Below are 26,993 nucleotides of genomic sequence, written 5' to 3' on the forward strand. Positions count from 1 at the left end.
GGGCTACTCGACCAGCATGCAAGCGCCCCTGCGGGGCTACTCGACCAGCATGGAAGCGGCTTCGCGGGGGTGCTCGACCAGCCTGGACGCGGGATCGAGCGGGTCAGCGAGCAGGTCTGCGAGCGCGAGCGGCGCGACGGCCGCGGCGCGGCCGCGGAGGCCGAGCAGGAGCTGCAGGCGCTCGTTGACGGGGGCGGGCACGCCGGCGCGGCGGGCGAGCAGCACGATCTCGCCGGTGAGGTGGTCGATCTCGCTGCTCGTGCCGCGGGCGGCGCTCTGCCAGGTGGACAGCCGGCCGGCGGTGTGACCGGGCACGGGATCGACGGCGAGGCGGGTGCCGTCGTCGGGGGCGACCGCCGGCCCGTTCGCGGCGAGGACGGCGCGCGCCTCCGCGACGAGCAGGTCGCGCGCGGCGGCGCGCTGCTCGGCCGGGCCCTCGAACAGGTCGAGGCCGTTGGCCGCGTTGACGAGCAGCTTGCGGGCCTTCCAGGCGCCGATGTCGGGCACGGCGCGGGCGGCGAAGCCGGCGCTCCGGAGGATCGCGGCGAACTCCTCCGCCCGCGGGTCGGCGGCGTCGGGGTGCCGGCCGATCCAGAGCACGCCGACGGTCGGGAAGGAGGGCGAGACGACCTCGCCGGGCACCAGGAAGCTCGCGGCGATGCCGATCGACACCCCGTAGACCGCGGCGAAGCGGCGCAGCGCGCTGTCCTCGGTGGCGAGTCCGTTCTGCAGGGTCAGCACCGGCAGCTCGGCGCCGGCCCCGCCCCCGGCGAGCGGCGTCCAGGCCCACTCGGCGAGCGCCGCCTCCGCGTCCTGCGCCTTCACCGCGAGCACGAGGACGTCGCCGCGCGCGGGTGCCGCCTCCGCCGGGCCAGCGGCGACGGGCAGCCGCACGATCTCCTCGCCCCCGGGCCGGCGCACGCGCAGCCCGTTCTCGCGGAGGAGCCGCAGGTGCTCCCCGCGCGCCACGAGCACGACCGGCTGCCCGGCCAGGTGCAGCTGCGCGGCGAGGACGGAGCCGACGGCCCCGCCGCCGATCACGAGGAACCGGCCGCTCACGGGCGCACCGCCGCTCGGCCGGGGATCGCCGCGAGCAGGGTGCGGGTGTACTCCGCGGCGGGCGAGCCGAAGACGCGGGCCGTGGTCCCCGCCTCCTGCACCCGCCCGCGGTCGAGGACGACGACCTCGTGCGAGACCTCGGCGACGACCGCGAGGTCGTGCGAGACGAACAGGTAGGCGACGCCGAGGTCGCGCTGCAGCTCGACCAGGAGCTCGAGGATCTGCGCCTGCACCGACACGTCCAGCGCCGAGACGGGCTCGTCGAGGAGCACGAGATCCGGCCCGAGGGCGAGCGCGCGGGCGATCGCGACCCGCTGGCGCTGACCGCCGGACAGCTCGGCCGGCAGCCGGGAGAGGAAGGAGCCGGGCAGCCCGACCCGGTCGAGCAGCTCGCGGGCGCGCTCCAGCCGCGAGGCGCGGTCGCCGATCCGGAACGAGACCAGCGGCTCGACGACCGACTCCAGCACCGTGAAGCGCGGGTCGAGCGCGGCGAACGGGTTCTGCTGCACCAGCTGGATCCGCCGGCGCAGCGGCCGCCACTGCCGGTCGCTCGCCGCGGTGAGGTCCTCCCCCTCCACGAGCACCCGGCCGCTCGACGCCCGCTCGAGACCGAGGGCGATCCGGAGCGCCGTCGTCTTGCCCGAGCCCGACTCCCCCACCAGCGCGAGGGTCTGCCCCGCGCGGATCGTGAACGAGACGTCGTCGAGCGCCCGGAACGGCGGGCGGCGGCCCGGCAGCGCGAAGTCCTTGACCACGCTCTCGACCCGGACGATCTCGGGAGCCGGTTCGACGTGCTCGAAGCGCGGCACGAGCTCACCACCCAGGCCGGGCGCCGCCGCGAGCAGCTCGCGGGTGTACTCCTCCCTCGGCGCGACCAGGATCTGCGCGGGCGGGCCCTGCTCCACCACCCTGCCCTCCCGCAGCACGAGGACGCGGTCGGCCCGGTCGGCGGCGACGGCCAGGTCGTGGGTGATGATCAGCAGCGCGATGCCCTGCTCGCGGACGAGCGACTGCAGGTGGTCGAGCAGGCGCTTCTGCACGGTGACGTCCAGGGCCGAGGTCGGCTCGTCGGCGATGATCAGCCGCGGCCGGCCGGCCAGCGCGATCGCGATCAGCGCCCGCTGGCGCAGCCCGCCGGACAGCTCGTGCGGGTACTGCCGGGCGCGCAGCTCCGGGTCGTCGATGCCCGATTGGCGCAGCGCCTCGAGCACCTCGGCGTCGACGGAGCGGCGGTCGACGCCGCGCAGGCGCACCGCCTCCGCCACCTGGGCGCCGATGCGCAGCGTCGGGTTCAGCCCGACCATCGGGTCCTGCGGCACGAGGCCGACGAACCGGCCGCGCAGGTGCCGGAGCCGCTTCTCGGCCGCGCGGGTCACGTCCTCGCCCGCGAGCACGATCGAGCCGCCGGTGATCCGGCCGCCGGAGGGCAGCAGGCCGAGCACGGCGTTCGCGGTCGTCGACTTGCCCGAGCCGGACTCGCCGACCACGGCGACGATCTCGCCGGGCGCGATCTCGAGGGAGACCTCGCGCACGACCGTGCGCTCGCCGTAGGCGACGCTGAGCCGGTCGAGCCGCACGAGCCGACCGGCCGCGGCGGGGCCGGCCGCGGCGGACCCGGCGGCAACAACGGCGGCGCTCATCGCTGCACCTCCTCGAGGCTCTTGGCCACGTGGTTGAGGGCAAAGACGAGCAGCCCGACGAAGAGCCCCGGCAGCAGCGACAGCCACGGGCTCGTGACGAGGTAGTTGCGGCCGCTGGAGATCAGCGTCCCCCACTCCGCTGCGGGCGGCGCCGCGCCGAAGCCGAGGAAGCTCAGCGCGGCGATCGCGATGATCGCGGTGCCGAGATCGAGCACGGCCAGCACGGCGACCGGCCCCCAGGAGTTGGGCAGCACGTGCCGCACGAGCACGCGCAGCCGGCTCGCCCCTCCGGTGCGCGCGGCCTCGACGTAGGGCAGCGTGCGCACCCGGAGCACCTCGGCGCGGGTGGTGCGCGCGAAGCCGGGCAGGATGCCGATGCCCACGGCGAGCGCCACCGGCAGCGTGCCGAAGCCGATCGCCGTCACGATCGCCAGGGCGAGCAGCAGCCCGGGGATCGCGAGCAGCACGTCCACGATCCGCATGATCACCGCGTCCACGACTCCGCCCGCGGAGCCGGAGACCACGCCGAGGGTCAGCCCGCCGACCAGGGCGATCGCGAGGGCGATCACCGTCGCCTGCACCGTCAGCGCGCCGCCGTGCAGGACCCGCGCGAAGAGGTCGCGGCCCAGTTCGTCGGTGCCGAAGAGGTGCGCGAGGCTCGGCGCCTGCAGCTTGTCGGTCGGCGCGGTCGCGGTCGGGTCGACGCCGGTGAAGAGCGCGGGAGCGATCGCCGAGGCCAGCACGAAGAGCACGAAGACCAGCGCCAGGACGAAGCCCGGGCGGCGCAGCAGCAGGCGGAGGATCCGCGCGCGGCGGGCGCCCCGGCCGTGCGCCGCGCGGGTGAGCGGCTCGGGGGCGACGAGCGCCTCGGGCCGGGTGAATTCGAGAGTCATGGTCGGCTCGCCTTCGGTGTCGAGGTGATGCGCGGATCGAGGAGGGGGTAGAGCAGGTCGACCAGGAGGTTGATGCCGACGAACACGACGGCGGCCAGCACGACGATCGCCTGGACGACCGGCACGTCCTGGGTGAGCACCGACTCCTGGGCGAGCGTGCCGATGCCCTGCCGGGCGAAGATCGTCTCGGCGACGATCGCTCCCGTGACGGTGTTTCCGGCCAGGATCCCGAGGATCGTCAGCGTCGGCAGCGAGGCGTTGCGGAAGGCGTGCCGCCACTGCACCGCGCCGCGGGAGAGGCCCTTGGCGCGGGCCGTCGTGGTGTACGCCTCCGCCTCGACGTCGGCGAAGCTGCGGATCAGCACCTGGGCGAGCATCGCCGAGGTCGGGATCGCCATGGTCACCGCGGGCAGGATCAGGCTCGCCGGGGTCGCGCTGCCGGTGGAGGGCAGCAGGTGCAGCGAGAAGGCGAAGAACTGGATGAGCAGCAGGCCGATCCAGAAGCCGGGGAACGCCACACCCGCGGAGGGCAGCCGGCCGAGCACCGTCTTCATCGGCGCCCAGCGGACGTACGCCGCCAGGTAGGCGAGCACCGTGCCGCCGATCAGCGCGAGGCCGATCGCCAGGGCGCTGAGCTGCAGGGTGCCGGGCAGCTTCTCGGCGATCAGGTCGGTGACCGGGATCCCCTTGGTGATCGAGGTGCCGAAGTCGCCCCGCAGTGCAGTGCCGAGCATCGTCGCGTACTGCTGCCAGACCGGCTGGTCCAGGCCGTAGCGCGCCTGGGCCTCGGCGAGCTGCTGCGGGGTGAGCGAATCCACCTCGACGTTGTTGGCCGAGAGCAGGAGCGCCAGCGGATCGCTCGGCAGCAGCCAGAGCACCGCGAAGGTGACGGTGTAGGCGGCCCAGAGCACCAGCACCGCCTGGCCGAGCCGGCCGAGGAGGTAGCGGCCGAGGCCCGAGGGGGCCGAGCGGGTGCCCGGCCTCCCCGGTGCTGTCCCCGGTGCCGCCGCCGGGGCCGGGGCCGAGCCGAGCGCGGTCACGGCTGGATCCAGGCGTCGGCGAAGTCGCCGAACGCCTCCGAGGTGAAGCGGAAGCCGTGCACCGCCGACGAGACGCCCGCCAGCTGGACCCGCTCGGCGAACGGGAAGACCAGTGCGTTGTCGATCAGGTAGTCCTGCAGCTCGCCGTAGACCTCGGCGCGGGCCGCGGTGTCGACCGTCTGCACGCCCTCGTCGAGCAGGGCCTGCACCGTCGCGGCCTGCTCGGCGTCGAGGCCGTTCGTCGCCTGCGCCTTCGAGCCGGCGTAGCGGGAGTCGATGATCCACTGGATCACGCCCGGGTCGGCCCGCGTGTAGTAGGTCGAGATCAGGTCGTAGTCGCCGCTGTTCAGCACGTCGGCGCGCTGGGCGCTGGTGATCACGTTCAGCTCGAGCTCGATGCCGACCTGCTTCAGCTGGTCCTGGATCAGCTGATCGCCGGCGCCGAACTGGGTGACGATCGGCACCGACAGCGTGAGTCGCCGCCCGTCCTTCGAGCGGTAGCCGTCGTCGCCGAGCTCCCAGCCCGCCTCGTCCAGCAGCTCGCCCGCGCCCTCGGCGTCGAAGGCGAGCTTCGACGCCTCGTCTTCGTAGAACGGAGTCGTCGTGTTGTAGATGCTGGTCGCGGCCGGGTAACCGGCGCCGAAGACCGTCGTCGCGTAGGTCTCGCGGTCGATCGCCTTCTGCACGGCCTGCCGCACCCTCTCGTCCGAGAGGATCTTCCCCTCGGCGACGTTCGGGTAGTAGTTGCTCGCGGGGCCCGGCAGCGAGCGGCTCTCGACCGTGTCGCCGGAGCCGGTGATCACGGCCTGGTCGTTCTCCGAGATCGGGTTCCGCGGCCAGGCGATGTCGATCTCGTCGCTGGTCAGCTGCCCGACGCGGACGCTGTCCTCGGCGACGTAGCTGATGTCGATCCCGTCGAGGTGCGCCTCCCCCGTGTTCTCGCGCAGGGCCGAGCCCCAGGCGTACCCGTCGCGCTTGTCCAGCGTGATGCCGGTGCCGGGGGTGTAGCCGGTCAGCGTGAACGGGCCGGAGCCGACGATCCCGCCGAGGCAGCGCCCCTCGGGCGTCTTCTCGTAGGACGAGGCGGCGAGGATCGCCAGGTTGGTGGTCGAGGTGCCCTGCAGGAACGCGGCGTTGGGTGTGGAGAAGACGACCTTCACGGTGTCGGTGTCCACCACCTCCGTGCCGGAGTAGCCGGCGAGGTAGACGCCGCCGTAGGCCGAGGGCAGCTGCCCGAGGGTGGCCTTGTCGTTGTCGAACGAGGTCTTCACGCTCTCCGCGGTGAAGGGCGTGCCGTCCGAGAAGGTGACGTCGGTGCGCAGGTCGAAGGTGTACTCGGTGCCCGCGTCGTTGACGCTCCAGTCGGTCGCGAGCCAGGGCTGGATCTCGCCGGTCTCCGGGTCCTGGTCGGTGAGCGAGTCGGCGACGTTGCGGATCACGGTGCGGTGCTCGATCCAGTAGGTCTGGAACGGGTCGACGCAGGAGAACGCGGCGTTGTCGGGGAAGAAGGCGAGCGAGAGCCGACCGCCGTCGACCGGGGTCGCGTCGTCGGCGGCAGTGCCCGCGCCCGAGGCGCCCGAGCAGGCGGAGAGGGCCAGCGCGGAGGCGAGGGCGAGCGCGGCGGCGGCGGTGCCCGATCGTCGGAGGGGGCGTGAGCGGTGGAACGTCATGGCGGTGGTCTCCCGTGCAGAGAAGTCGGAGTGCGGGGTGTCGGAGTGCGGGGTGTCGGAGTGCGGGGTGTCGGAGTGCGGGGTGTCAGAGTGCGGCGGCAGCGAGTGAGCGCGTGCCGGCGATCAGGAGGGCGGCGTCGTCCTGCGGCGGGTGCACCCGGGAGGCGAGGACGTCGCGGAGGTGCCGCTCGATCGGGTGGTGCCGGGTGAGTCCGGGGTTGCCGAGCGCGGCGACGGCCGTCTCGACCGCGGTGACGGCCGAGCGGGTGGCGAGCAGCTTGCCGACGACGAGGCGCTCGGCGGCGCGCGGATCGCCCGCGTCCACCCGCGCGGCCAGCGAGAGCAGCACCTCCTCGGCCTGCACCAGCTGCGCCTGGATCTCGCCGGCGACCGAGCGGATCCGCTCCGTGGTGGCGATCGGCCGGCCGAGCGAGGTCGGGACCCGCTCGTTCGCGAAGCGCACGAAGAAGCTCTGCGCCGCCCGCCCGACACCGACGTAGAGCGCCGCGACCGCGAGGCCGAAGCCGCCGGTCGCCCCGGCCTCGGGCGCGAGCTGCGAGCGGGGCGTGCCGCGGAAGTGCGCGAGCGGCAGACGGACCTGCTCGTAGACCACGTCGTGCGTGCTCGACGCCCGCTGGCCCAGGTGGTCCCAGGTCCGCTCGATCCGGACGCCCGCAGCGTCGCCGGGCACGATCGCGTGCGCGAGCTCGGGCTCGCCCGACGCCCCGCCGTGATCGACCGCCCAGACCAGGTGGTACGCGAGCCCCTCCGAGCCGGTGGCGAAGCCCTTGCGGCCCTCGAGCAGCCACCCGTCGCCGTCGCGGCGGATCGTCGTGGCGGGCAGGCCGCCCCGGGCCGGAGCGCCCCACTCGGGCTCGGCGCGCACCGCGTTGAGCAGCACGGGGCGCTCGGCGGAGTCGGCGAGCACCGAGCGGTAGAGCGCCTCGGGCCACAGCGCGGCGCGGTCCTGTGCGGCGTGCTGCAGCACGGTCATCGCCGAGATCAGCGCGACCGCCGGGTCGCCCTGGCCGAGCGCGCCGAAGACGCGGACGAGGTCGACGGTGGAGGCGGGCGTGCCGCCGTAGCGCGTGCCGACTCCGAGGGAGAGCAGTCCCGCCTCGTGCACGGCCTGGATCCCCTGCCAGGGGAACTCGGCGGTGCGGTCGTAGTGCTCGGCGGTCTCGGCCAGGCGGGCGGTGACCCGGGCCAGCGCGCGGTCGGAGAGGTCGGGCGCGGGCAGGACGGGCGCGGGGAGCACCGTGGCGGGCGCTCCCGTGAGCAGCGTCACGCGATCGCCCCGGCGAGCTCGGCCTCGAGCGGGGGCTGCGCGACGATCTCGCCGCGGCGCCCGGTCGCCTCGCGGTGCGCGAGCTCCTCGCGGACCAGCGGGATGACGTACCGGCCGTAGTCGACCGCGTCGTTCAGATTGTCGTAGCCGCGGATCGAGATCAGGTCGGCGCCGAGGTCGACGTAGTCGAGGATCGCCGCGGCGACCGTCTCCGGCGTGCCGACGAGCGCGGTGGACGCGCCGGCCGCCCCGGTGGCGGTCGCGGTCGGCGTCCAGAGCGCGCGGTCGTGCAGGTCCTTCCGCCGCGCGATGTCGAGCAGGCGCTGCGAGCCGACGTTCGCCGGGCCGGTGGCGCTCGGCGTCTGCACCCAGAGCCCCTTCTCGCCCTTGCGCGGGTTCGTCGTGCCGCCTCGGCTCTGCAGGATGCCGAGGATCCGGTGCGCCTTCTCCCAGGCGAGCTCCTCGGTCGGCGCGATGATCGGCCGGAAGGTGACCCAGGTGCGCGGGGTGTCGGTGCGGCCCGCGGCGAGCGCCGCGTCCGCGATCCGGTCGATCTGCTGCTGGGTGTCGGCCAGCGGCTCGCCCCACAGGCCGAAGACGTCCGCGAGCGCGCCGCCCTGGCGGTAGGCCTCGTCGCTCGAGCCGCCGACCGAGATCGGGATGGTGCCGCGCACCGGCCGCACCCGCGAGACGAAGTCCTCGAAGCGGTAGTACTCGCCCTCGTGGTCGAACGGCTCGGTCGCCGACCAGACCTTCCGGAGGATGCGGAGGTACTCCTCCTGCCGGGCGTAGCGCTCGGCCTTGCTCAGCCGGTCGCCCTCGCGGGCCTGCTCGTGGTCGTTCCCCCCTGCGATGAAGTGCACGACGGCCCGGCCGCCCGAGAGCTGGTCGAGGGTGGCGAGCGCCTTCGCCGCGACGGTCGGGTAGACCGTGTTGGGCCGGAGCGCGACGATCGGCTTCAGGTGCTCGGTGTACTGGGTGACCGCGGCGGCGATGGTGAACGGGTCGTGCCCGGCCGAGCCGTAGGGCACCAGCGTGTAGTCGAAGCCGCCGTCCTCGAGGATCCGGGAGTAGCGGCGCAGATAGGCGACGTCGATGGCCGGATCGGCGAGGCCGTTGACCTCGTTCGAGTGGTTGACGTTGATCGCGGAGATGAACTCGACGGTCATGGGAGGTCCTTTCGAGAGGGTGCGCGGGCGCACCGGGGAGGCGCGCGGGCACGCCGGAGGAGCGCGGGAGGGCGCGGAGAGAGGGACGCGCGGCGGCCGCGGAGGCGGGCGGAGGCGCGCAGAGGCCGGGACGGGAGCGGCTGGTGCCGGCCGTCGGGCGGAGGAGTCGGGCGGAGGAGTCGGGCGACGCGGAGGCGTCAGCGGGAGACCGGACAGGAACATCCGCGCACCGGCGCGAAGGGGTTCCCGTCCGAGGACATTCGAGCGCCGGGCATCCGACCGGCGGAGCCGATGACGCCGATGCTCCCGCGGCTCGCTGCACCGGTCGCGCCGAGGGGCGCGGCGGCGGTGAGGGCGGGCGGGAAGGTCATGGCTCCGACGCTACGGCCGAGGTGCTCCGGGCGTCCAACGATGATTCCGGATGCGTTCCGATCGGCGATCCCGATCGTTGGTAACGATTCGTCACACCCGCGTCGGGCGGCCGGCGACGGTGGTCACACTCGCGCGCCCGCGGGCACCGCGACCGGCCGTGCCCGCACCGTGCCGAAGACCTCCGCGAGCGCGGCGAGGGCCGTGTCCTCCACGTCCGGGGCGAGGCCGCGCCGCGAGACCAGGCGGAGGTTGACCGAGCCCAGCGCCGGCAGATCGTGCCGCACGACGAGTCCCTCGGCGACCGTGCCGCGGTGCGCGGTCGGCAGCACCGCGACTCCGACACCCGCGCGGGCCGCCGCGATCACGCCCTCCAGCCCGGCCGACTCGGCGACCACCCGCACCTCGTGACCGAAGGCGCCGAGCTGCTGCAGCGCGCGCTGGCGCATCCCGCACGGCTCGGAGTAGGCGACGAGCGGGATCGGCGCGTCCTCCGGCGGCTGCCAGCCGGGTGCCGAGTACCAGTCGAGCGGGAGCGTCGCGACCTGGCGGCCCGGCAGGTCGCCGCCCACGCCGAGGATGACCGCGAGATCGACGACACCGCGGGCCACCGCCTCCGTCAGGTGGGTGGAGCGGTCGAGCGTGAAGGTGAGCGGCCGGTCGTCGAAGGCGCGGTGCAGCGTCTCGAGCAGGCGCGGCAGCAGCTGCTCCGCGGCCGGCTCGGTCAGGCCGAGGGCGAGCGGGTTCTCGCTCGCCGCGTCGAGCAGCTCCAGCGCGTCGTCATGCACGGCGAGGATGCGCCGGGCCTGCACGAGGAGGCGCTCGCCGGCCGGTGTGAACCGAGTGCGCCGGCCGACCTTCTCGATGAAGGTGCGCTCCAGGCGCCGCTCGAGCGTGCGCACGTGCTGCGAGACCGTCGGCTGGCTGATGTGCAGGGCGACGGCCGCCCGCCCGAACCCGCCGCAGTCGGCGATCGCCACGAGCGTGCGCAGATGGACGATGTCGAGCGTCTCGGGCATCCCCCGACGCTACGCAGCCACCCGACCCGGGGCGACCGACGGCGCAACACGCGGACATCTCCCCTGCGCACGCGAACGGCCGAGGTCCCCGCTGCTGCGGAGCGCCCCGGCCGTCCCGTGCGAACGCCTCTCGGATCAGGCGCCGGAGATGCCCACGTACCCGTTCGGCTGCCAGTCCCAGAGCGCCCGGCCGTTGGCGCTGCGCACTACGAGGTTGCCGTCGTTCTGCATCGTCAGCACCGATCCCGGATTGCCGCCGGTCCCGGAGGACCACAGCGCTCGGCCCGAGGCGCTGTAGACGACCGCGTTGCCGTCGTTCTGCATCACGAAGCGGTTGCCCGCGCCGGAGGTTCCCGTGCTCCACAGGGCGACGTCGCCGGAGGGACTGCCGTAGTACACGACGACGTTGCCGTCGCTCTGCAGCACCGTGCGGACGTCGCCGCCTCGCGAGCGGAGGAACTGGCCGACGGAGAGCTGCGCGCCGGGCACCAGCGAGTCGCGGTATGCCGGGCTTCCGGCATCGCTCGACCAGAGGACGCGGAACGAACTCGAGTAGAGCACCAGATTGCCGTCGTTCTGCATCTCGAGCTGAGAGCCGTTGAAGTGGGACGTCCCGGTGAACCAGACCGCGGCCTCCCCCTGGTAGCTCACCAGGTCGCCCGACTGCAGAGAGAGCAGCGTGCCGCCGCTCGTCCCGGCGCTCCAGCGGACCCCGCTCTGCCCGATGACGACGAGGTTGCCGTCGTTCTGGTAGACGGCGCGGTAGCGGCCGTCGGCGGAGGCGAGCGCCTGACCGCGGACGAGCTGGCGACCGTCGACGAGGATGCTCTCGCCGCGGCTCGCCCAGAGCGGTGCCGCCGTGGCGGAGTAGGAGACGAGGTTGCCGTCGGCCTGGATCGCGAGGAACGACGGCTCCCCGCGGCCGTTGCTGCCGCTGGCCCACAGCGCCGCGCCCTGCGCGGAGTAGATCACGATGTTTCCGTCGCGCTGCAGCGTGAGCAAGTTGCCGGCACCCGAGGTGCCACTGACCCAGAACGCCCCACCGTTCGGGTCGTAGACGACCGCGTTGCCGTCGGTCTGCATCACGAAGCGGAAGACGCCCTGGCTGCCGAGGTTCGACCGAAGCTCCTCACCGGCCTTCAGCGTCGCTCCGACGGCGAGCCGATCGCCGGTCGCGACGGCCGCGGCGGCGGCCTCCGTCGAGACCCGCGAGGCGGGAGCCGCGAGCGCCGGACCGGCGACGGCTCCGCAGGTCAGGGTGGTGGCGAGGACGACGGCCGCGAGGCGGCCTCGAGTGGACAGGATCATGTGGTTCCCCCGGTGAATCGATCGCCCGCGGCAGTGCGGGTCCGCTCATCCTGGCAGTCGCGCACGACGGCCCGCCGACGCCGTTCTCACGATCCGATCACGGCCGCACGACGACGCGGCCCCTCCCCCGACCCGCCCTGTCGGACGGTCGTGGAAGGGGCCGCGCGGTGGTGCGGATCAGTGCGCGAGCACCGGCTCCGCGGACGCTCCGGACGAGACCGCCAGGCCCGCCGAGCGGCGGCGGAACAGCAGCACCGAGAGCACCGCGCCGAGGGCGAAGAAGCCCGCTCCCCAGCCGTAGGCGACCGCGTAGCTCTGCACCGCCGCCTCCGCCGCGGTGGTCGCCGTGGTCGGGGTGTGCGTGAGGAGGTAGTCGGTGACCGCCGTCGCCGCGAGCGTGTTCAGCAGCGCGGTGCCGATCGAGCCGCCGACCTGCTGGCTGGTGTTGACCATCGCCGAGGCGACGCCGGCGAAGCGCATGTCGACTCCGCGGGTGGCGGTCTGCATCGAGCCGGGCATGATCGAGCCCATCGCGAAGCCGAGCACCATCAGCGCCGGCAGCACGTCGGCCGCGTAGCCGCTGTCGAGGTCGAGGCGGGTGAGCAGCAGCATGCCGACCACGCCGAGCAGCATGCCGAAGGTCACCATGATCTTCGGGCCGAAGCGCGGCAGGAGCAGGTTGGTCGAGAGCTGCGCGGCGAGCACGAGCATCCCGATCATCGGCAGGAACGACAGCCCGGTCTGGATCGGCGAGTAGCCGAGCGAGACCTGCAGGTAGTAGGTGACGAAGAGGAAGATCCCAAACATCCCCGCGCCGGCGATCAGCACCGAGAGGTACGCGGCGCCGCGGTCGCGGTCGAGCACGATCTGCAACGGCAGCAGCGGGTGCTCGGTGCTGCGCTGGCGGAGGACGAAGCCGACGAGGAGCACGACCGCCGCGGCGAGCGGCACCCAGGTCATCGGCGAGTCCCAGCCGTCGGTCTCCGCGTTGGCGAAGCCGAAGACCAGGCCGAAGAGGGCGGCCGAGACGAGGATCGTCCCGGGGACGTCGAGCCGCGGGCGCGGGCCGACCCGGTCGATCGTCGGCACGAAGACGATGGCGCCGATGACCGCGACGACCGCGATCACGACGTTGATGTAGAGGTTCCAGCGCCAGTCGAAGCTCTCGGTGAGCACGCCGCCGAGGAGGAGACCGACCGCGCCGCCGGCGCCGGCGATCGCGCCGAAGACGCCGAACGCGCGGGCCCGCTCCTTCGGGACGGTGAAGGTGGTGGTGAGCACGGCGAGGGCGGTCGGAGCGAGGAGGGCGCCGAACACGCCCTGCAGGGCTCGGGCTGCGATGAGCAGCTCGAAGTTGGGGGCGGCACCGCCGAGCGCGGAGGCGATGGCGAAGCCGATCAGGCCGATGATGAAGGTGCGCTTGCGGCCGATCAGGTCGGAGAGGCGCCCGCCGAGCAGCAGGAGGCTGCCGAAGGCGAGCGAGTAGGCGGTGACGACCCACTGGCGGTCGCCGTCCGAGAAGCCGAGGTCGGCCTGGGCGGCGGGGAGGGCGATGTTCACGACGGTGGAGTCGAGGACGACCATGAGCTGGGCGAGCCCGACGGCGACGAGCGTCCACCAGCGGCGGGAGGACGGGGCCGGAACCGCGGGGGCGGCGGAGTCCGGCAGTGAAGTGGTCTGCGACATGGAGGAGACCATATACGAGACTCGCTAGTTTCGGAACTGCGGAGTTCTTCAATTAGCATGGTGTTCACACGGGCCGTCTCGCGCGGCCCTCCCGAACCGATTGGAGAAGCCGCGATGACGCCGCCCACTCCCCCCGCCGGCACCTGCGACGCCCCGGCACGCCCCGGCCGCCGCCGCGACCCGAACCGCGACGGCGAGATCCTCACCGCCGCCCTCGACGTGCTCGCCGAGACCGGCTACGACGGCATGACGATCGACATGGTCGCCGCCCGCGCGAAGGCCGGCAAGGCCACGCTCTACCGCCGCTGGGAGTCGAAGGCCGAGCTCGTCCTCGATGCCGTCGCCTGCCTGAAGGGCGCCGACCTCGACCAGGACGCGCTCCCCGACACCGGGACCCTGCGCGGCGACCTGGTCGCCCTGATCCGCCCGCGCGCCATCGAGGACGCCGAGCGCAAGCTCCGGATCATGTCCGGCGTCGTCGCGATGATCTCCAAGGCCCCGGAGCTCGCCGACGCCGTCCGCCAGGCCATCGTGGAGCCGCGCGCCCGCGCCAACCGCACGCTCCTGCGCCGCGCCATCGACCGCGGCGAGATCCCCGCCGACGTCGACGTCGACATGCTCGCCGTCCTGACCCCCTCGATGGTCTCCTACCGCGTGCTCCTGATGCGCGAGCCCGTCGACCGCGACTATTTGATCTCCCTGGTCGACAACGTGCTCCTCCCCGCGGTCGGCCTGCGCGCCGGAATCCCCGCCGCCTGACCGCCCACGCCAGGCCTCGACCATGCTGATCGAGTAGCCCGCCCAGCGGTCGTATCGAGATCCACCTCTGCCAGAAGCCGAGTCCGCAGACCCACCCTGCTGCCGGCGGCGGGTCTCGATACGCCCCTCCGGGGCTACTCGACCATCATGTCTGGGCACTCTCGCATCCGCTCCTCGTCGCCGAGCCGCGAAGCGGCCTCCCCGCTCGGTCCGCCCGCGAGCCACTCGCCCCAGTGGAGTCCGGGTCGAGTGGACTCGAGACGGGGTCCGGCAGAGATACAGGGCACGATGCGGGTCCACTCGGGAACGCCGACGGTTCCGAATGGACGCGAACCAGTGGCTACCCAGCGCTCGAAGCCCAGTGCGAGTCCGTTCGAGGATCAACCCCGATCGCGACACGACGAGCGAAGGCCCGCCTCCGATGGTCAGGAGACGGGCCTTCCAACTTCTTGACGAACTACTCGCAGGCGACGAGGTCTCCGTCGCGGTCGAGACCAGCGACGTCTCCGTAGTACGGGTAGTAGGTGTTGAACCACGCCTGTGCTGCTGCCTGCGACGAGAAGTCGTCGCAGTTGACGGCATTGCCCGGATTACCGGGCTGGCTCGGTCCGGGCGCGGGCGCCGGTCCCGGCTGCGGCGCCGGCGCGGGCGCCGGCTGGTTGCTCTGCCAGAGCGCGCGGCCGTCGGTCGAGTAGATGACCAGGTTGCCGTCGTTCTGCATGACCATGCGCGCACCGCCGTTGCCTGAGGTGCCCGACTGCCAGACGGCACGGCTCCCCGAGTAGATGACGGCGTTGCCGTCGCCCTGCATGACGAGGCGGTTGCCCGCTCCGCTCGTTCCGGCGCTCCAGCGGGGGCCGCCGTTGCTGTAGACGACGAAGTTGCCGTCGCCCTGCATGATCGCCTCGCTGCTGCCGTTCGACGAGCGGAGGAGACGACCCGAGCCGAGCTCGTTGCCCGAGTTCAGCGTGTCGCTGATCACGGGTGCGGGCGGCGCCGGCGGCGTGTAGCTCGACCACACGGCGCGGTTGCCCGAGTAGATCACCAGGTTGCCGTCGTTCTGCATCACCATGCGCGCGCCCGGGTTGCCCGAGGTGCCCGACTGCCAGCGCACAGCGCCACCGGAGGAGTAGACGACCGCGTTGCCGTCGGTCTGCATCGCGAGGCGGTTGCCGCTGCCGGACGTGCCGGTGGAGAAGCGGACCTCGCCACCGCGGTAGACGACGAAGTTGCCGTCGCCCTGCATCGCGGCGCGCGAGCCTCCGTCGCTCGAGACGAGCTGCTGACCGGAGCGGATCTCGCCGCCGCCGTTCAGCACGTCGCGGATCACGGGTGCCGGCGGCGCGGGCGGGGTGTAGCTCGACCACAGGGCGCGGCCCGAGGCGGCGTAGATGACGAGGTTGCCGTCGTTCTGGATGACCATGCGCGCACCCGGGTTGCCCCCGGTGCCCGACTGCCAGCGCACGGCGCCGCCGGCGGAGTAGACGACCGCGTTGCCGTCGCCCTGCATCGCGAGGCGGTTGCCTGCGCCCGAGGTGCCGGCGCTCCAGCGTGCGGAGCCGTTGCTGTAGACGACGAAGTTGCCGTCGCCCTGCATGACCGCCCGCGAGCGCGAGTCGGTCGAGGTGATCTGCTGGTCGGCACGCAGCTCGGCGCCACCGCGGAGGGTGTCGCCGACGACGGCGGGCGGAGCGGCCTGGTACGAGGTCGCCCAGGCGGGGGTGCCGTTGGTGCGGTAGACGACGAGGTTGCCGTCGTTCTGCATCACCAGGAACGCGCCGGGGTTGCCACCGGTGGCCGACTGCCAGAGCGCGCGGTTCGCCGTCGTGTAGACGACGAGGTTGCCGTCGGCCTGCATCGTGATGCGGTTGCCGGTGCCGGACGTGCCGGTGCTGAAGGTCGAGCGGCCCGCGGCGTCGTAGACGACCGCGTTGCCGTCGGTCTGCATCACGAAGCGGAACTGGTCGTTGCGCGAGACGATCCGCTGCCCGGCGGTGAGCGTCGAGTCGGAGGCGAGCCGGTCGGTCGCCGCGGCCGGGGGCTGCGTCGGAGTGGGGGTCGGCGTCGGCGTCCGCGTCGGGCGCGGGGTCGAGGTCGGGGTGGCGGTGGGCGTGGCCGTGGGAGTGACGGTCGGAGTGGCCGTCGGAGTCGGCGTCGCGGTGGGCGTCGGCTCGGGCGTCGCGGTCGGCGTCGGCGTCGGCTCGGGAGTCGGCTCCTGCGTCGGCGTCGGCTCGGTCGTCGGGGTGGGTGTCGGAGTCGGAGTGTCCGTCGGGTCCGCCACCGAGGACGAGAGCGCGGACGCGGTCGGAGCGAGCGCGGCGGCACCTCCCGCCGCGAGGAGGCACGCGAGCGTGAGTGCTGCGAGGCGGCGGGCGGGGGGCTGTGGCATGAAGCGCCTTTCACAGTGCGGATGCAGAGGAGGCCCGCGCATCATCGAGCGGGCCAGCCGGAGCCTCCCATGCGCTCTCCCCGCCCGTCCATCCTTTTGGGTAGAACTACCCAACAGATGTCGCGCGAGCGTGCGCGTCACGAGCGGCCCCGCGAGTCTCCTAAAATCGGAGCCATGTCGAAGGTCTTGAACAGTCTGCCCGTGGGCGAGCGCGTCGGAATCGCATTCTCGGGAGGGCTCGACACATCGGTCGCGGTCGCCTGGATGCGCGAGAAGGGTGCGGTGCCCTGCACCTACACCGCCGACATCGGCCAGGCCGACGAGCCCGACATCGACAGCGTGCCCGCGCGCGCCGCGCAGTACGGCGCCGAGATCTCGCGCCTCGTCGACGCGAAGAGCGCCCTGGTCGAGGAGGGGCTCGTCGCGCTGCAGTGCGGCGCCTTCCACATCCGCTCCGGCGGCAAGACCTACTTCAACACCACTCCCCTGGGCCGCGCCGTCACCGGCACCCTGCTCGTCCGCGCGATGCGCGAGGACGGGGTCGACATCTGGGGCGACGGCTCCACCTACAAGGGCAACGACATCGAGCGGTTCTACCGCTACGGCCTGCTGGCCAACCCGCGCCTGCGCATCTACAAGCCCTGGCTCGACGTCCAGTTCGTCAACGAGCTCGGCGGCCGCACCGAGATGTCGGAGTGGCTGGTCGCCCGCGGCTTCCCGTACCGCGACGCCACCGAGAAGGCGTACAGCACCGACGCGAACATCTGGGGCGCCACCCACGAGGCCAAGCGCCTCGAGGAGCTCTCCAGCGGCATGGAGCTGGTCGAGCCGATCATGGGCGTCGCCGCCTGGCGCGAGGACGTCGAGATCGCCGCCGAGACGGTCAGCGTCCGCTTCGAGGCCGGCCGCCCGGTCGCGCTCAACGGCGTCGAGTACTCCGACCCGGTCGCCCTCGTCCTCGAGGCGAACGCGATCGGCGGACGCCACGGCCTGGGCAACTCCGACCAGATCGAGAACCGCATCATCGAGGCGAAGAGCCGCGGCATCTACGAGGCGCCCGGCATGGCCCTGCTGCACCTCACCTACGAGCGCCTGCTCAACGCGATCCACAACGAGGACACCATCGCGCAGTACCACTCGGAGGGCCGCCGCCTCGGCCGCCTGATGTACGAGGGCCGCTGGCTCGACCCGCAGTCGCTGATGCTGCGCGAGTCCATCCAGCGATGGGTCGGCTCCGCCGTCTCCGGCGAGGTCACCGTGCGCCTGCGCCGCGGCGACGACTACACGATCCTCGACACCACCGGCCCCGCGCTGAGCTACCACCCCGACAAGCTGTCGATGGAGCGCGTCGGCGACGCCGCCTTCGGCCCCGAGGACCGCATCGGCCAGCTGACCATGCGCAACCTCGACATCGCGGACTCCCGCTCGCGCCTCGAGCAGTACGCCGCCGCGGGCCTGGTCGGCGGCTCGACCGCCGAGCTGGTCGGCCACCTCGAGATCGGCGAGTCCGAGGCCATCACCGAGGGCAACGGCTCCGCCGCCGCCGACGCCCTCGGCCGCGCCACCGACCTCGCCTCCGAGGGCGCCGCCTTCGACGCCGGCACCGACTGACGCACCACCCCTGAGGGCCGGCGGAGACTCCTCCGCCGGCCCTTCTGGGTACCCACGGCCCGTGCCCCCACCTCCGGCACGCGATACCACCCCCGGCACGCCGAAACGGCCCGATTCCGGGAGCCGAACGTCACTCCACGAGCCGAAGCTCCCGCCCAGCCGCCCTCGGCACGCGAAACGACCCTCGGCACGCCAGAACAGCCCGATCCCGCGAGCCCGACCCGGTTCCACGAGCCGGACGTCCGCCCGACAGCCCGCCTGCGCCGCCCGAGCCCAGACATCTCCTCTCCGGCCGGAGCGCACGGCCGCCGCCACCTCCTCCGTCCGGAGGGGTGGTCGCGGTGCCTCGTCGCGGCTCCTGGCTCGGGTCTGGCGGGCGCGCCGCAGGCGCGCGGGAAGGAGCCGCGACGAGGCACCGCGTCCACCCCGGTCGCGCCGAGCGCGACGTCGCGAAGCGACGAGCACGTCAGCATTCGGCACCCGGGGTGGTCAGTCCCCCCGCACCAGCCCGAGCGCCGCCTCCGCCGTCGCGACCGACTGCCCCGGATCGACCCGCGCCAGCACCAGCGCCGTCACCAGCAGCGACACCAGCACCCCCGCCTGCCGCCCCCGCCACTGCGCCGATTCCCCCGGCCACCGCGCCGCCGCCCCTGCGAGCATCGCCCGCTGCAGCTCCGCCCGGTACTCCGCGATCACCTCGCGCACCGCGTCGTCGCGCGCGATCGGCGCCCCCGCCGCGTTGAGCAGGAGGCACCCGCTCTGCGCCGACACCGTCCGCGGATCGGCGAGCGCGTCCCGGAGCCCCGAGAAGTAGTCCTCGAGGGCGGTCGGAGAGACCTCGTCGCGGGTCAACGGCGCGAGCCGAGGCCGCACGATCTCGTCGAGGTAGCTCTGCACCGCCGCGTCGAAGAGCCCGCGCTTGCTGCCGAACGCGTGGTAGAGGCTGGAGCGGCCGAGACCGGTCGCCGCCTCGAGCTCGGGCAGCGACGCCTCCTCGAAGCCGCGGTCCCAGAAGACCGTGCGCGCCGACCGGACCACCTGGTCGGTGTCGAAGCTCTGCGTGCGTCCCACGGCGACTCCCTCTGCTGACGACCCGGAACCGGCGGACTGTTGTGAACCGGTCGTTCCAGTATAGAGTGGGCCCGTTCGGTAGTGAACCGAGCGATACACAATCAGGAGGCCCCGCCGTGATCGTCATCGGACTCGTTCTCGCCGTCCTCGCGGCGCTGCTGCACGTCTACATCTTCGTGCTGGAGTCGCTGCTCTGGACGACCCCGCGCGCCCGCTCCACCTTCGGCACCACCGCCGGCGAGGCCGAGTCGACGAGGGAGCTCGCGTTCAATCAGGGCTTCTACAACCTGTTCCTCGCGATCGTCACGATCATCGGCGTGATCGTCCTCGCCTCTGGAGCGACCGCCGTCGGCGCCGCGCTCGTCTTCACCGGCACCGGATCGATGGTGGCCGCAGCGCTCGTGCTGCTGCTCTCCTCCCCCGGCAAGCGGCGCGCGGCGCTCACGCAGATGGCGCCCGGACTGCTCGCGGTCCTGGCGCTCGGCATCGGCCTCGCCGTCTCCTGATCCCCGCCCCCACGACCCCTCGGAAGGCTCCATGACCACCGTCACCAGTACCCAGATCCAGCTCGTCCGCCGCCCCGTCGGCTGGCCCGTCGCCGAGGACTTCCGCACCGCGCAGGTCGAGTACGACGAGCCCGCCGCCGGCGAGATCCGCGTCGAGAATGCCTTCCTCTCCGTCGACCCGTACATGCGCGGCCGGATGAACGACGTGAAGAGCTACACCCCGCCGTACGCGCTCGGCGAGACGATGACCGGCGGCGCGATCGGCCGCGTCACCGTGTCGAGCGACCCCGACTTCCCCGTCGGCGCCGTCGTGCTGCACCAGCTCGGCTGGCGCGACATCGTGCAGGCCGAGACCTCGGCGTTCCGCGTCGTCCCCGAGATCCCCGGCGCCCCGCTGTCGCTGCGGCTCGGCGTCCTGGGCATGACCGGCCTCACCGCCTTCGTCGGCCTCACCACCATCGCGGGGCTGAAGGAGGGCGACACCGTCTTCGTCTCCGGCGCCGCGGGAGCCGTCGGCTCGGCCGCCGGCCAGATCGCGCGGCTGCTCGGCGCGAAGCGCGTCATCGGCTCCGCAGGCTCGGCCGAGAAGGTCGCGCTGCTCACAGAGAAGTACGGCTACGACGCCGCGTTCGACTACCACGCCGGCCCCGTCCGCGAGCAGCTCGCCGCGGCGGCACCGGACGGAATCGACGTCTATTTCGACAACGTCGGCGGCGACCACCTCGAGGCGGCGCTCGACGCCTTCAACGACGGCGGACGCGCGGCGCTCTGCGGCGCGATCGCGGGCTACAACAGCACCGAGAAGCCGGCCGGCCCGGACAACATGGCGAACATCATCACCCGTGCGCTGACGCTGCGCGGCTTCACGCTCGCGGCCTACCTCGACCACGCGCCGGAGTTCAACCGCCTGATGGGCGGCTGGTTCGCCGCCGGCGAGATCGCCTACGACGAGACCGTCGTCGACGGCATCGACCACGCGGTCGACGCCTTCCTCTCGATGATGCGCGGCGGCAACACCGGCAAGATGATCGTCCGCCTCTAGTGCGACGCCGAGGCGTCCCCGGACCGTCGAGACGTCCCGCTGCTGCGGGCTGTCTCGACCGTTCGGGGACGCCTCGCTCGGCCCATGCTGGTCGAGTAGCCGCGCAGCGAGACCCACCCACCGGACGACGCCGGATCTCGATACGCCCTCTCCGAGGGCTACTCGATCAGCGTGAAGTGCGCGCGAACGCCGGTCAGCGCTTGACGGCGTCGATCTTCAGCATCTTCGCGATGACCGAGTCGAGCTCCGAGTCGTCGAAGATCTTCTTCCAGTCGTCCTTGATGAGCGCCTCGCGGCCGTAGCCCATGGCGATGTGGCACGCCTCGGAGAAGGGGTTGGAGCCGCGCAGGCCGTTGGTCAGCGCGATCCAGGTGTGGCCGTAGAGCATCGCGCGGGCGGCCTCGTAGGGCACGCCGACGCCGTTGACGGTCTCGTCGAGCGCCTCCTTGAGGAACTCGCCGACCATGCAGGCGATGGTCTCGACCAGGGTCGGCTCGAGCACGGCGAGCTGCTTGACGGTCACCCAGTGCACCGCGATGACGGGCGCGTAGATGGTCGAGATGACCTTCTCCGCGATCGCCCGCACGTCGTCGTCGGCGTCCTCGAGGGCCGCGACGACCTCCTGCGGTGCGGCGATGCCGCCGAACGTGTCGGCCCACTCCTCCGGCGTGGTGCGCTCGAGGAACACCGACGGGTGGCACGGGTGCGCCACGGCGTAGTGGATGTCCTCGCGCTTCGCCAACAGCCCCGCGTATGCGGCGGCCGGGTCGAGCGTGAGGATGATCGCGCCCGACTTCATCTGCGGGATCACGTCCTCCGACACCGCGCCGAGCACGACGTCCGGGACGGCGAGGATGACGACGTCGGCGTCCTTCACGGCGTCGGGGGTCGCGGTGATCTCGCGGCCGGCTTCGCGGGTGCGCTCCTGGCCGGCGGGCGAGGCCTCGCTGTAGAGGGCGTTGTAGTCCGACTTCTGCAGGTTGTTGGAGACCCGCATGCCCATCTTGCCGCCGGCGCCGATGACGGCGACGGTGAGGGCGGAGGCGGCGGTGCCCGGTGCGGTGGTGGCGGTGGTGTCGGTCATGAGTTCCTTCTCCTGAGCTGGTCGAGGGTGGTGCGGGTCCACTCGGCTTCGAGCCGGGTGGTGACGAGCGCCTGCTCCGCGGCGGGGACGGTGTCCTGCCAGGGGAGCCAGAACTCGATGATCTGGGTGATGCCGCGCTCCGCCGGCCGGAGCAGCACGAGCATGGCGTCGTAGTCGAGGCGGCCGTCGCCGAGCGCCGTGCCGGTGTAGACGAAGCCGACCCAGCCGGGATTGCGGCTGAAGTCGAAGTCCTTCACGTGCCAGTTGGCGACGTACGGGGCGCAGCGGGCGGTGACGTCCTCCGGCAGCTCGAGGTTCGCGACGGTGTTCGCCGGGTCGAGGCAGATCCGGATCCGCGGGTGATCGAGCGTCGCGATCACGTCGACGAGGTCGGCCGTGCTCACCTGCTCGTAGGTCTCCAGGGCCAGCGTGACGCCGGCCTCCTCCAGCTCGGGCGCGATCTCGCGCAGGCGCCGCAGCGTCTCCTCGCGGCCCGGCCGGTCCTCGCCCGACGTCCACATGCTGCGCAGCAGCACGACGTCGAGCGCGCGGGCCAGCCGGAGCCAGCGGCGCAGGTGGTCGGGGTCGGTGCCGCGGGTGCCGAGCTCGAGCGCGACCTCCGCGGCGTCCGCGACCCCGCGCAGCGACGCGAGCTGCTCGTCCGAGTACTCCTCGAGCGCCGGCACGTCGCACAGCTGCAGCAGGTCCACGCCGAGCGCGGCGGTCTCGCGGACCATGTCCTCGACGCCGAGCGGCTCGGGGACGCGGTCGGAGGAGCGCCAGAAGAAGGCGTAGCTGCTCAGCCCGATCCGGCTCACGGGCGGACCCCCTCGGTGCCGCGGGCGAGGGCGAGCGCCTCGTCGAGGATCGCGCCGACCGCCTCGGGGTCGTGCGCGAAGCGGCCGAGGAACAGCCCGGGCACGCGGCCCTCGAGCGCGGTCAGGAGTCCGGGTCCGGCGCTGCCGCCGTAGATCACGCGACTGCCGGCGCGGCCGGGGAGCTCCGCGAGCGCCGCCTCGAGCGCGGTGACGACGCCGGCGATGAAGGCCGGCTCGGCGGGCTCGGGAGCGCCGATCGCCCAGACCGGCTCGTAGGCGGCGAGGATCGGGCCGTCTGCACCGGCCTCGTCCGCGTCGGCGAGGGCGGAGCCGATCTGCGCGAGCACGAGCTCGACGGCGTCCTCGACGGAGCCGCGCTCGGTCTCGCCGATGCAGAGCAGCGGGACGAGGTCGTTGCGGAACGCCGCCGCGACCTTCGCGCGCACGCGCTCGTCGTCGTCGCCGAAGAGCGCACGCCGCTCTGCATGCCCGATCTCGACCAGCCGGCAGCCGATCTCGCGCAACTCCGCACCGCTCACCTCGCCGGTGAACGCTCCCGCGTCCTCCCAGAACAGGTCCTGGGCGCCGAGTGCGACGCCGGACTCCGCCGCGAGGATTCCGACCGGCACCAGCGCGGGGAAGGTCGGCACGACGAACAGCTCGACGGCACCGGAGGCGGTCGCCTCGTGCGTCCGCGCGATCTCCGCGATGCGCTGCATCCACTCGAGCGTCCGCGCGTGGCCGAAGTACATCTTGAGGCTCACACCGACGGTGAACGCCGGGGCGTCCCCGGCGGCGCGGCTCAGCACGAGCCGGCCGAGGCGGCGTCGTCCGCGACCGGGTTCCCGGCCTCGTACTCCTCGATCACGCGGACCTTCTCCGCGGAGGCGGAGGACGTGTCGAACTCGTAGCCGAGCCACTCCTTCGCGAGGCGGCGGGCCAGCTCGATGCCGACGACGCGCTGGCCCATGCAGAGCACCTGCGCGTCGTTGGAGAGGATCGAGCGCTCGACCGAGAACGAGTCGTGCGCGGTGACGGCGCGGATGCCGGCCACCTTGTTGGCGGCGATCGCGACGCCGAGTCCGGTGCCGCAGATCAGGATCGCGCGGTCGGCCTCGCCGCGGGCCACCATCTCGGCGGCCGCGATGGCGACGCTCGGGTAGGGCGTGTGCGACGAGGCGTCGACGCCGACGTCGACGACGGACGCGACGCGGGAGTCCTTCTCGAGGTCGGCCTTGACGATCTCCTTGTAGTCGAGACCGGCGTCGTCGGAGCCGACGACGAGGCGGAAGGGTGCGCTCATGGGTGTTCTCTCCTTGCTGGAAGCGGTCGTGGGGACGGAGTCGACGCTACGCGCCGGTGCCGACAGAGCCGGGGGCCGCGGCGAGCGGGGCGTCGTCCGAGTGCAGCACCGCGCCGATCGCGGTGACGATGAGCCCGAGCGAGTGCGCTCCCGCGTCGGGGGTGCCGAGGCTCTTCTCGGCGTGCGGCCGGGCGCGGCCCATCCTCGGCAGCAGCTGCGCGGTCGCGGCGGCGGCGGTCGTGCAGGCCTCGGCGGCGCGGGTCCAGGCCGCGGGCAGCTCCTCCCCCGCCGTGACGGCCTCGCCGAGGACATCGGCGAAGGGCACGAGCGAGTCGACCATCGTCTTGTCGCCCGGCGTCGCTCCGAAGCGGAGGATCGCCGCGCGGGCGCCGTCGACCCCCTCGACCACCGAGGCGGCCGTGGGCGCGGCGGTGTCGCCGAGCGCCGAGCCGACCGCGGCGAGCGCGGCGCCCCAGAGCGCTCCGGAGGTGCCGCCGGCCCGGTCGGACCAGGCGTCGCCCGCGTGGGCGAGCACGGTGCCCGCCCCGGCGCCGGCCTCGAGCGCGGCCCGGGCGGCGGCGACCGCTGCGTGCACACCGCGCTGCATGCCGATGCCGTGGTCGCCGTCGCCGGCGACCGCGTCGATCCGGCCGAGCTCGGCGGCGTTCTCGTCGATGGTGCTCCGCGTCGCGTCGAGGGCGGCGAGCACGGTGCGGGCGGCGTCGCGGGACTCCTCGCTCGCGTCGCCGATGACGACCGCGGCCGACTCCTCCTCGGTCACCGCGGCCTGCTCGGCCGCGCGGACGGAGCCCTTGCGGTAGGCGGGCGCCTCGGCCGGCGCGGCCCAGAGCCGCTCCAGCTCGTCGTCGACCCAGAAGAAGGTGAGCGAGACGCCGGCCATGTCGAAGCTCGTGACGAGCTCGCCGACCTCGGGCTCGAGGACCTCGAGGCCGCGCTCGCGCAGGCGACGCTCGACGCCGGCGTAGACGACGAACAGCTCCTCGTACTTCACCGAGCCGAGCCCGTTCAGCACGACGACCAGGCGCGAGCCCTCGGCCGCGTCGACGCCGTCGGGCAGCTCCTCGAGCAGCGACGAGACCAGCAGCTCGGCGAGACCGTCGGCCGTCGGCACGTCGTCCTCGCGGATGCCGGGCTCGCCGTGGATGCCCATGCCGACCGCCATCCGGCCCTCCGGCACGGTGAACAGCGGCTCGGACGCCCCGGGCAGCGAGCAGCCCGAGAACGCGACCCCGAAGGAGCGGGTGCGCTCGTTGGCGAGGCGCGCGATCCGCTCGACCTCGTCCAGAGAGGCACCCTCCTCCGCCGCGGCTCCGGCGACCTTGAAGACGGTCAGATCTCCGGCGATCCCCCGGCGCTTGTGCTTCTCGGCGACGCTCGCGCTCGAGACGTCGTCCGTCACCGTGACGGTGCGGACGTCGATCCCCTCGTCGCGCAGGCGCCGCTCGGCCGCGTCGAAGTTCAGCACGTCGCCCGCGTAGTTGCCGTAGCTGAGCAGCACGCCGCCGCCGTGCTCGGCCGCCGCGGCGACCGAGTGCACCTGCTGCGCGGACGGCGAGGCGAAGAGATTGCCCATCGCCGCGCCGTGCGCGAGTCCCTGGCCGACGAGCCCGCCGAATGCCGGGTAGTGGCCGGAGCCGCCGCCCACCACGAGGGCGACCGAGCCGGGGGCGCTCACGGTCGAGCGCACCACGCCGCCCTGGACCCGCCGCACGAAGCGGCGGTTCGCGGCGACGAAGCCGTCGATCATCTCGTCGGCGAAGTCGGACGGGTCGTTGTAGAGCCGGGTCATCAGGGGTCCTGTTCGAGGAGGGGCGGCCAGCGTCGGGCGGTCAGCGGGTCGTGCGGGTGCTCAGTGCGCGATCACGTCGACGCTGGGGGCGTCGAGCGGTGCGTCCTTGTAGCGGCGCGCGAGGAGGGACATCAGCACCGCGGAGAGCAGCAGGAAGAAGCCGACGATGACCATCGGGACCTCGTAGCCGCCGGTCGCGTCCCGGAGGGCGCCGGTGATGTACGGGGCCGAGAACCCGGCCAGGTTGCCGATCGTGTTGATCAGCGCGATGCCGGCCGCGGCCGCCGCCCCGGTGAGGAACCGGGTCGGGAAGGTCCAGAAGTTGGGCAGGGCCGAGAAGATCGCCATCGCGGTGACGGTGATGACGGCGATCGTGGCCGCCGGCGAGCCGGCGAAGAGCGCGAGCGGGATGCTCAGGCCGCCGACGATCGCCGGGATCACGATGTGCCAGGTGCGGACGCCGCGGCGGGTGGCGTCGCGCGACCACAGGTAGAGGGCGATGGCCGCGGGCACGTAGGGGATCGCGGTGATCAGGCCCTTCTCGAAGATGCCGAAGGTGGTGCCGTACTGCTCCTGGAAGCCCTCGATGATCGTGGGCAGGAAGAAGGCGAGGGCGTAGAGGCCGTAGATGAAGCCGAAGTAGACGAAGCTCAGCATCCAGACGCGGCCGCTCTTGAAGGCGGAGGACATCTTGGGGTGCGTCGTGACGCCCTTGGTCTTCACGTCCTCCTCGCGCTTCAGCGCGGTGGTCAGCCAGACCTGCTCCTCGCGGGTCAGCCACTTCGCGTCGGAGGGCTTGTCCTTGAGGTAGAACCACGCGATGACACCCACGATGATCGCGGGCAGCGAGACGCCGAGGAACATGAAGCGCCAGCCCTCGAGGCCGAGGATGCCGTCCTGCTCGATCAGGAAGCCCGCGAGCGGGGCGCCGATGACCGTGGTGAGCGGCTGCGCCAGGTAGAAGAGCGCGAGGATCTTCGAGCGGTGCTTGGCCGGCACCCAGAGGCTGAGGAAGAGGATCGCGCCGGGGAAGAAGCCGGCCTCGGCGACCCCGAGCAGGAAGCGCAGGGCGACCAGCTGCTCGAAGTTCTGCACCCAGGTGAACAGCAGCGCGACGATGCCCCAGCTGACCATGATGCGGGCGAGCCAGCGGCGGGCGCCGAAGCGGTGCAGCGCGAGGTTGCTGGGCACCTCCAGCAGGATGTAGCCGATGAAGAAGACGCCCGAGGCGAAGCCGAACTGGGCCGCCGAGAGCGCGAGGTCGGCCTCCATGCCGTTCGGCGCGGCGAAGCCGATGGCCGTGCGGTCGAGGTAGTTGATGAAGAACATCAGGGCGACGAACGGCACGAGCCGGATCGACACCTTCCTGATGGCGCTCTTCTCGACGGCGGCGTCCGCCGTCGCGGTTCCGCCTGTGCGGGAGGGAAGGTCCACGTCGATCTCCTGATCCGTGTCAACG

22 protein-coding genes are annotated in these 26,993 nt (G+C 72.9%); 4 read left to right on the forward strand and 18 right to left on the reverse strand.

From position 1 onward, the window contains the following. Positions 1–36 precede the first annotated feature (36 nt). The 10 genes from HRK28_RS20925 to HRK28_RS18740 form a co-directional block, all read right to left on the reverse strand. Entirely contained in the window at positions 37–1,059 is a 1,023-nt protein-coding gene (locus HRK28_RS20925; protein ID WP_160090109.1) for a ketopantoate reductase family protein, read from the reverse strand. Beyond that, a complete protein-coding gene (locus HRK28_RS18700; protein ID WP_173252644.1) occupies positions 1,056–2,699 on the reverse strand; it encodes an ABC transporter ATP-binding protein in 1,644 nt (547 codons plus the stop codon). The genes HRK28_RS20925 and HRK28_RS18700 overlap by 4 nt, the downstream gene beginning before the upstream one ends. Continuing rightward, a complete protein-coding gene (locus tag HRK28_RS18705; protein ID WP_173252645.1) occupies positions 2,696–3,592 on the reverse strand; it encodes an ABC transporter permease in 897 nt (298 codons plus the stop codon). The genes HRK28_RS18700 and HRK28_RS18705 overlap by 4 nt, the downstream gene beginning before the upstream one ends. Beyond that, on the reverse strand, positions 3,589–4,632 hold the full coding sequence (locus HRK28_RS18710; RefSeq protein ID WP_173252646.1) for an ABC transporter permease: 1,044 nt from the start codon (positions 4,630–4,632) through the stop codon (positions 3,589–3,591). Before HRK28_RS18710 ends, HRK28_RS18705 begins: the two co-directional genes overlap by 4 nt. Then, positions 4,629–6,302, reverse strand: coding sequence for an ABC transporter substrate-binding protein (locus HRK28_RS18715; RefSeq protein WP_173252647.1), 1,674 nt, complete (start codon positions 6,300–6,302; stop codon positions 4,629–4,631). Before HRK28_RS18715 ends, HRK28_RS18710 begins: the two co-directional genes overlap by 4 nt. 85 nt (positions 6,303–6,387) lie before the next feature. Next, positions 6,388–7,590, reverse strand: coding sequence for an acyl-CoA dehydrogenase family protein (locus HRK28_RS18720; protein WP_173252648.1), 1,203 nt, complete (start codon positions 7,588–7,590; stop codon positions 6,388–6,390). Next, positions 7,587–8,759, reverse strand: coding sequence for an LLM class flavin-dependent oxidoreductase (locus HRK28_RS18725; protein WP_173252649.1), 1,173 nt, complete (start codon positions 8,757–8,759; stop codon positions 7,587–7,589). Before HRK28_RS18725 ends, HRK28_RS18720 begins: the two co-directional genes overlap by 4 nt. Positions 8,760–9,253: 494 nt before the next feature. Beyond that, the gene (locus HRK28_RS18730; RefSeq protein ID WP_173252650.1) at positions 9,254–10,147 is read right to left on the reverse strand and encodes a LysR family transcriptional regulator; all 894 of its coding nucleotides are present in this window, start codon (positions 10,145–10,147) and stop codon (positions 9,254–9,256) included. Between the two features lie 135 nt (positions 10,148–10,282). Beyond that, entirely contained in the window at positions 10,283–11,455 is a 1,173-nt protein-coding gene (locus HRK28_RS18735) for a hypothetical protein (RefSeq protein WP_173252651.1), read from the reverse strand. Between the two features lie 177 nt (positions 11,456–11,632). Continuing rightward, a complete protein-coding gene (locus HRK28_RS18740; RefSeq protein ID WP_173252652.1) occupies positions 11,633–13,141 on the reverse strand; it encodes an MFS transporter in 1,509 nt (502 codons plus the stop codon). Positions 13,142–13,255: 114 nt separating this feature from the next. Here HRK28_RS18740 and HRK28_RS18745 point away from each other — a divergent pair, with 114 nt between their 5' ends. Further along, positions 13,256–13,900 (forward strand): TetR/AcrR family transcriptional regulator, encoded by a 645-nt coding sequence (locus HRK28_RS18745; protein WP_173252653.1) that lies wholly within the window; start codon positions 13,256–13,258, stop codon positions 13,898–13,900. A 457-nt stretch (positions 13,901–14,357) separates the two neighbouring features. On the opposite strand, the gene HRK28_RS20345 is transcribed toward HRK28_RS18745, so the two are convergent. Continuing rightward, entirely contained in the window at positions 14,358–16,289 is a 1,932-nt protein-coding gene (locus tag HRK28_RS20345; protein ID WP_254304992.1) for an excalibur calcium-binding domain-containing protein, read from the reverse strand. Positions 16,290–16,463: 174 nt separating this feature from the next. Between HRK28_RS20345 and argG the strand changes: the two genes are divergently transcribed. After that, a complete protein-coding gene (argG, locus tag HRK28_RS18760; protein WP_123446074.1) occupies positions 16,464–17,900 on the forward strand; it encodes an argininosuccinate synthase in 1,437 nt (478 codons plus the stop codon). A 489-nt stretch (positions 17,901–18,389) separates the two neighbouring features. On the opposite strand, the gene HRK28_RS18765 is transcribed toward argG, so the two are convergent. Continuing rightward, complete coding sequence (locus tag HRK28_RS18765; protein ID WP_173252654.1) at positions 18,390–18,971, reverse strand: TetR/AcrR family transcriptional regulator; 582 nt, start codon at positions 18,969–18,971, stop codon at positions 18,390–18,392. Positions 18,972–19,087: 116 nt separating this feature from the next. Here HRK28_RS18765 and HRK28_RS18770 point away from each other — a divergent pair, with 116 nt between their 5' ends. Together HRK28_RS18770 and HRK28_RS18775 are read left to right on the forward strand one after the other, a co-directional pair. Beyond that, positions 19,088–19,477, forward strand: coding sequence for a DUF1304 domain-containing protein (locus HRK28_RS18770; protein ID WP_173252655.1), 390 nt, complete (start codon positions 19,088–19,090; stop codon positions 19,475–19,477). Between the two features lie 31 nt (positions 19,478–19,508). Then, positions 19,509–20,519, forward strand: coding sequence for an NADP-dependent oxidoreductase (locus tag HRK28_RS18775; protein WP_173252656.1), 1,011 nt, complete (start codon positions 19,509–19,511; stop codon positions 20,517–20,519). A gap of 193 nt (positions 20,520–20,712) precedes the next feature. On the opposite strand, the gene HRK28_RS18780 is transcribed toward HRK28_RS18775, so the two are convergent. The 6 genes from HRK28_RS18780 to HRK28_RS18805 are packed head-to-tail and all read right to left on the reverse strand — an operon-like array spanning position 20,713 to position 26,968. Beyond that, positions 20,713–21,603 (reverse strand): phosphogluconate dehydrogenase C-terminal domain-containing protein, encoded by an 891-nt coding sequence (locus HRK28_RS18780; RefSeq protein WP_123735945.1) that lies wholly within the window; start codon positions 21,601–21,603, stop codon positions 20,713–20,715. Further along, positions 21,600–22,421, reverse strand: coding sequence for a sugar phosphate isomerase/epimerase family protein (locus HRK28_RS18785; RefSeq protein ID WP_173252657.1), 822 nt, complete (start codon positions 22,419–22,421; stop codon positions 21,600–21,602). The genes HRK28_RS18780 and HRK28_RS18785 overlap by 4 nt, the downstream gene beginning before the upstream one ends. Then, positions 22,418–23,185, reverse strand: a complete 768-nt coding sequence (locus HRK28_RS18790) for a triose-phosphate isomerase (RefSeq protein ID WP_367948476.1) — start codon at positions 23,183–23,185, stop codon at positions 22,418–22,420. Before HRK28_RS18790 ends, HRK28_RS18785 begins: the two co-directional genes overlap by 4 nt. 38 nt (positions 23,186–23,223) lie before the next feature. Next, positions 23,224–23,724, reverse strand: coding sequence for a ribose-5-phosphate isomerase (locus HRK28_RS18795; RefSeq protein ID WP_160090141.1), 501 nt, complete (start codon positions 23,722–23,724; stop codon positions 23,224–23,226). 46 nt (positions 23,725–23,770) lie between these two features. Further along, a complete protein-coding gene (locus HRK28_RS18800) occupies positions 23,771–25,534 on the reverse strand; it encodes a dihydroxyacetone kinase family protein (protein ID WP_173252658.1) in 1,764 nt (587 codons plus the stop codon). Positions 25,535–25,594: 60 nt separating this feature from the next. After that, positions 25,595–26,968, reverse strand: coding sequence for an MFS transporter (locus HRK28_RS18805; protein ID WP_173252659.1), 1,374 nt, complete (start codon positions 26,966–26,968; stop codon positions 25,595–25,597). Positions 26,969–26,993 lie beyond the last annotated feature (25 nt).

Origin of the sequence: Rathayibacter sp. VKM Ac-2835, assembly GCF_013266705.1 — a bacterium.
Lineage (GTDB): Bacteria > Actinomycetota > Actinomycetes > Actinomycetales > Microbacteriaceae > Rathayibacter.

Excerpts from the sequence above, each read along its gene's own strand:
- HRK28_RS18700 (WP_173252644.1), bottom strand. The coding sequence starts at position 2,699 with ATGAGCGCCGCCGTTGTTGCCGCCGGGTCCGCCGCGGCCGGCCCCGCC.
- HRK28_RS18705 (WP_173252645.1), bottom strand. The coding sequence starts at position 3,592 with ATGACTCTCGAATTCACCCGGCCCGAGGCGCTCGTCGCCCCCGAGCCG.
- HRK28_RS18715 (WP_173252647.1), bottom strand. The coding sequence starts at position 6,302 with ATGACGTTCCACCGCTCACGCCCCCTCCGACGATCGGGCACCGCCGCC.
- HRK28_RS18725 (WP_173252649.1), bottom strand. The coding sequence starts at position 8,759 with ATGACCGTCGAGTTCATCTCCGCGATCAACGTCAACCACTCGAACGAG.
- HRK28_RS18730 (WP_173252650.1), bottom strand. The coding sequence starts at position 10,147 with ATGCCCGAGACGCTCGACATCGTCCATCTGCGCACGCTCGTGGCGATC.
- HRK28_RS18735 (WP_173252651.1), bottom strand. The coding sequence starts at position 11,455 with ATGATCCTGTCCACTCGAGGCCGCCTCGCGGCCGTCGTCCTCGCCACC.
- HRK28_RS18740 (WP_173252652.1), bottom strand. The coding sequence starts at position 13,141 with ATGTCGCAGACCACTTCACTGCCGGACTCCGCCGCCCCCGCGGTTCCG.
- HRK28_RS18745 (WP_173252653.1), top strand. The coding sequence starts at position 13,256 with ATGACGCCGCCCACTCCCCCCGCCGGCACCTGCGACGCCCCGGCACGC.
- HRK28_RS20345 (WP_254304992.1), bottom strand. The coding sequence starts at position 16,289 with ATGCCACAGCCCCCCGCCCGCCGCCTCGCAGCACTCACGCTCGCGTGC.
- argG (WP_123446074.1), top strand. The coding sequence starts at position 16,464 with ATGTCGAAGGTCTTGAACAGTCTGCCCGTGGGCGAGCGCGTCGGAATC.
- HRK28_RS18775 (WP_173252656.1), top strand. The coding sequence starts at position 19,509 with ATGACCACCGTCACCAGTACCCAGATCCAGCTCGTCCGCCGCCCCGTC.
- HRK28_RS18780 (WP_123735945.1), bottom strand. The coding sequence starts at position 21,603 with ATGACCGACACCACCGCCACCACCGCACCGGGCACCGCCGCCTCCGCC.
- HRK28_RS18795 (WP_160090141.1), bottom strand. The coding sequence starts at position 23,724 with ATGAGCGCACCCTTCCGCCTCGTCGTCGGCTCCGACGACGCCGGTCTC.
- HRK28_RS18800 (WP_173252658.1), bottom strand. The coding sequence starts at position 25,534 with ATGACCCGGCTCTACAACGACCCGTCCGACTTCGCCGACGAGATGATC.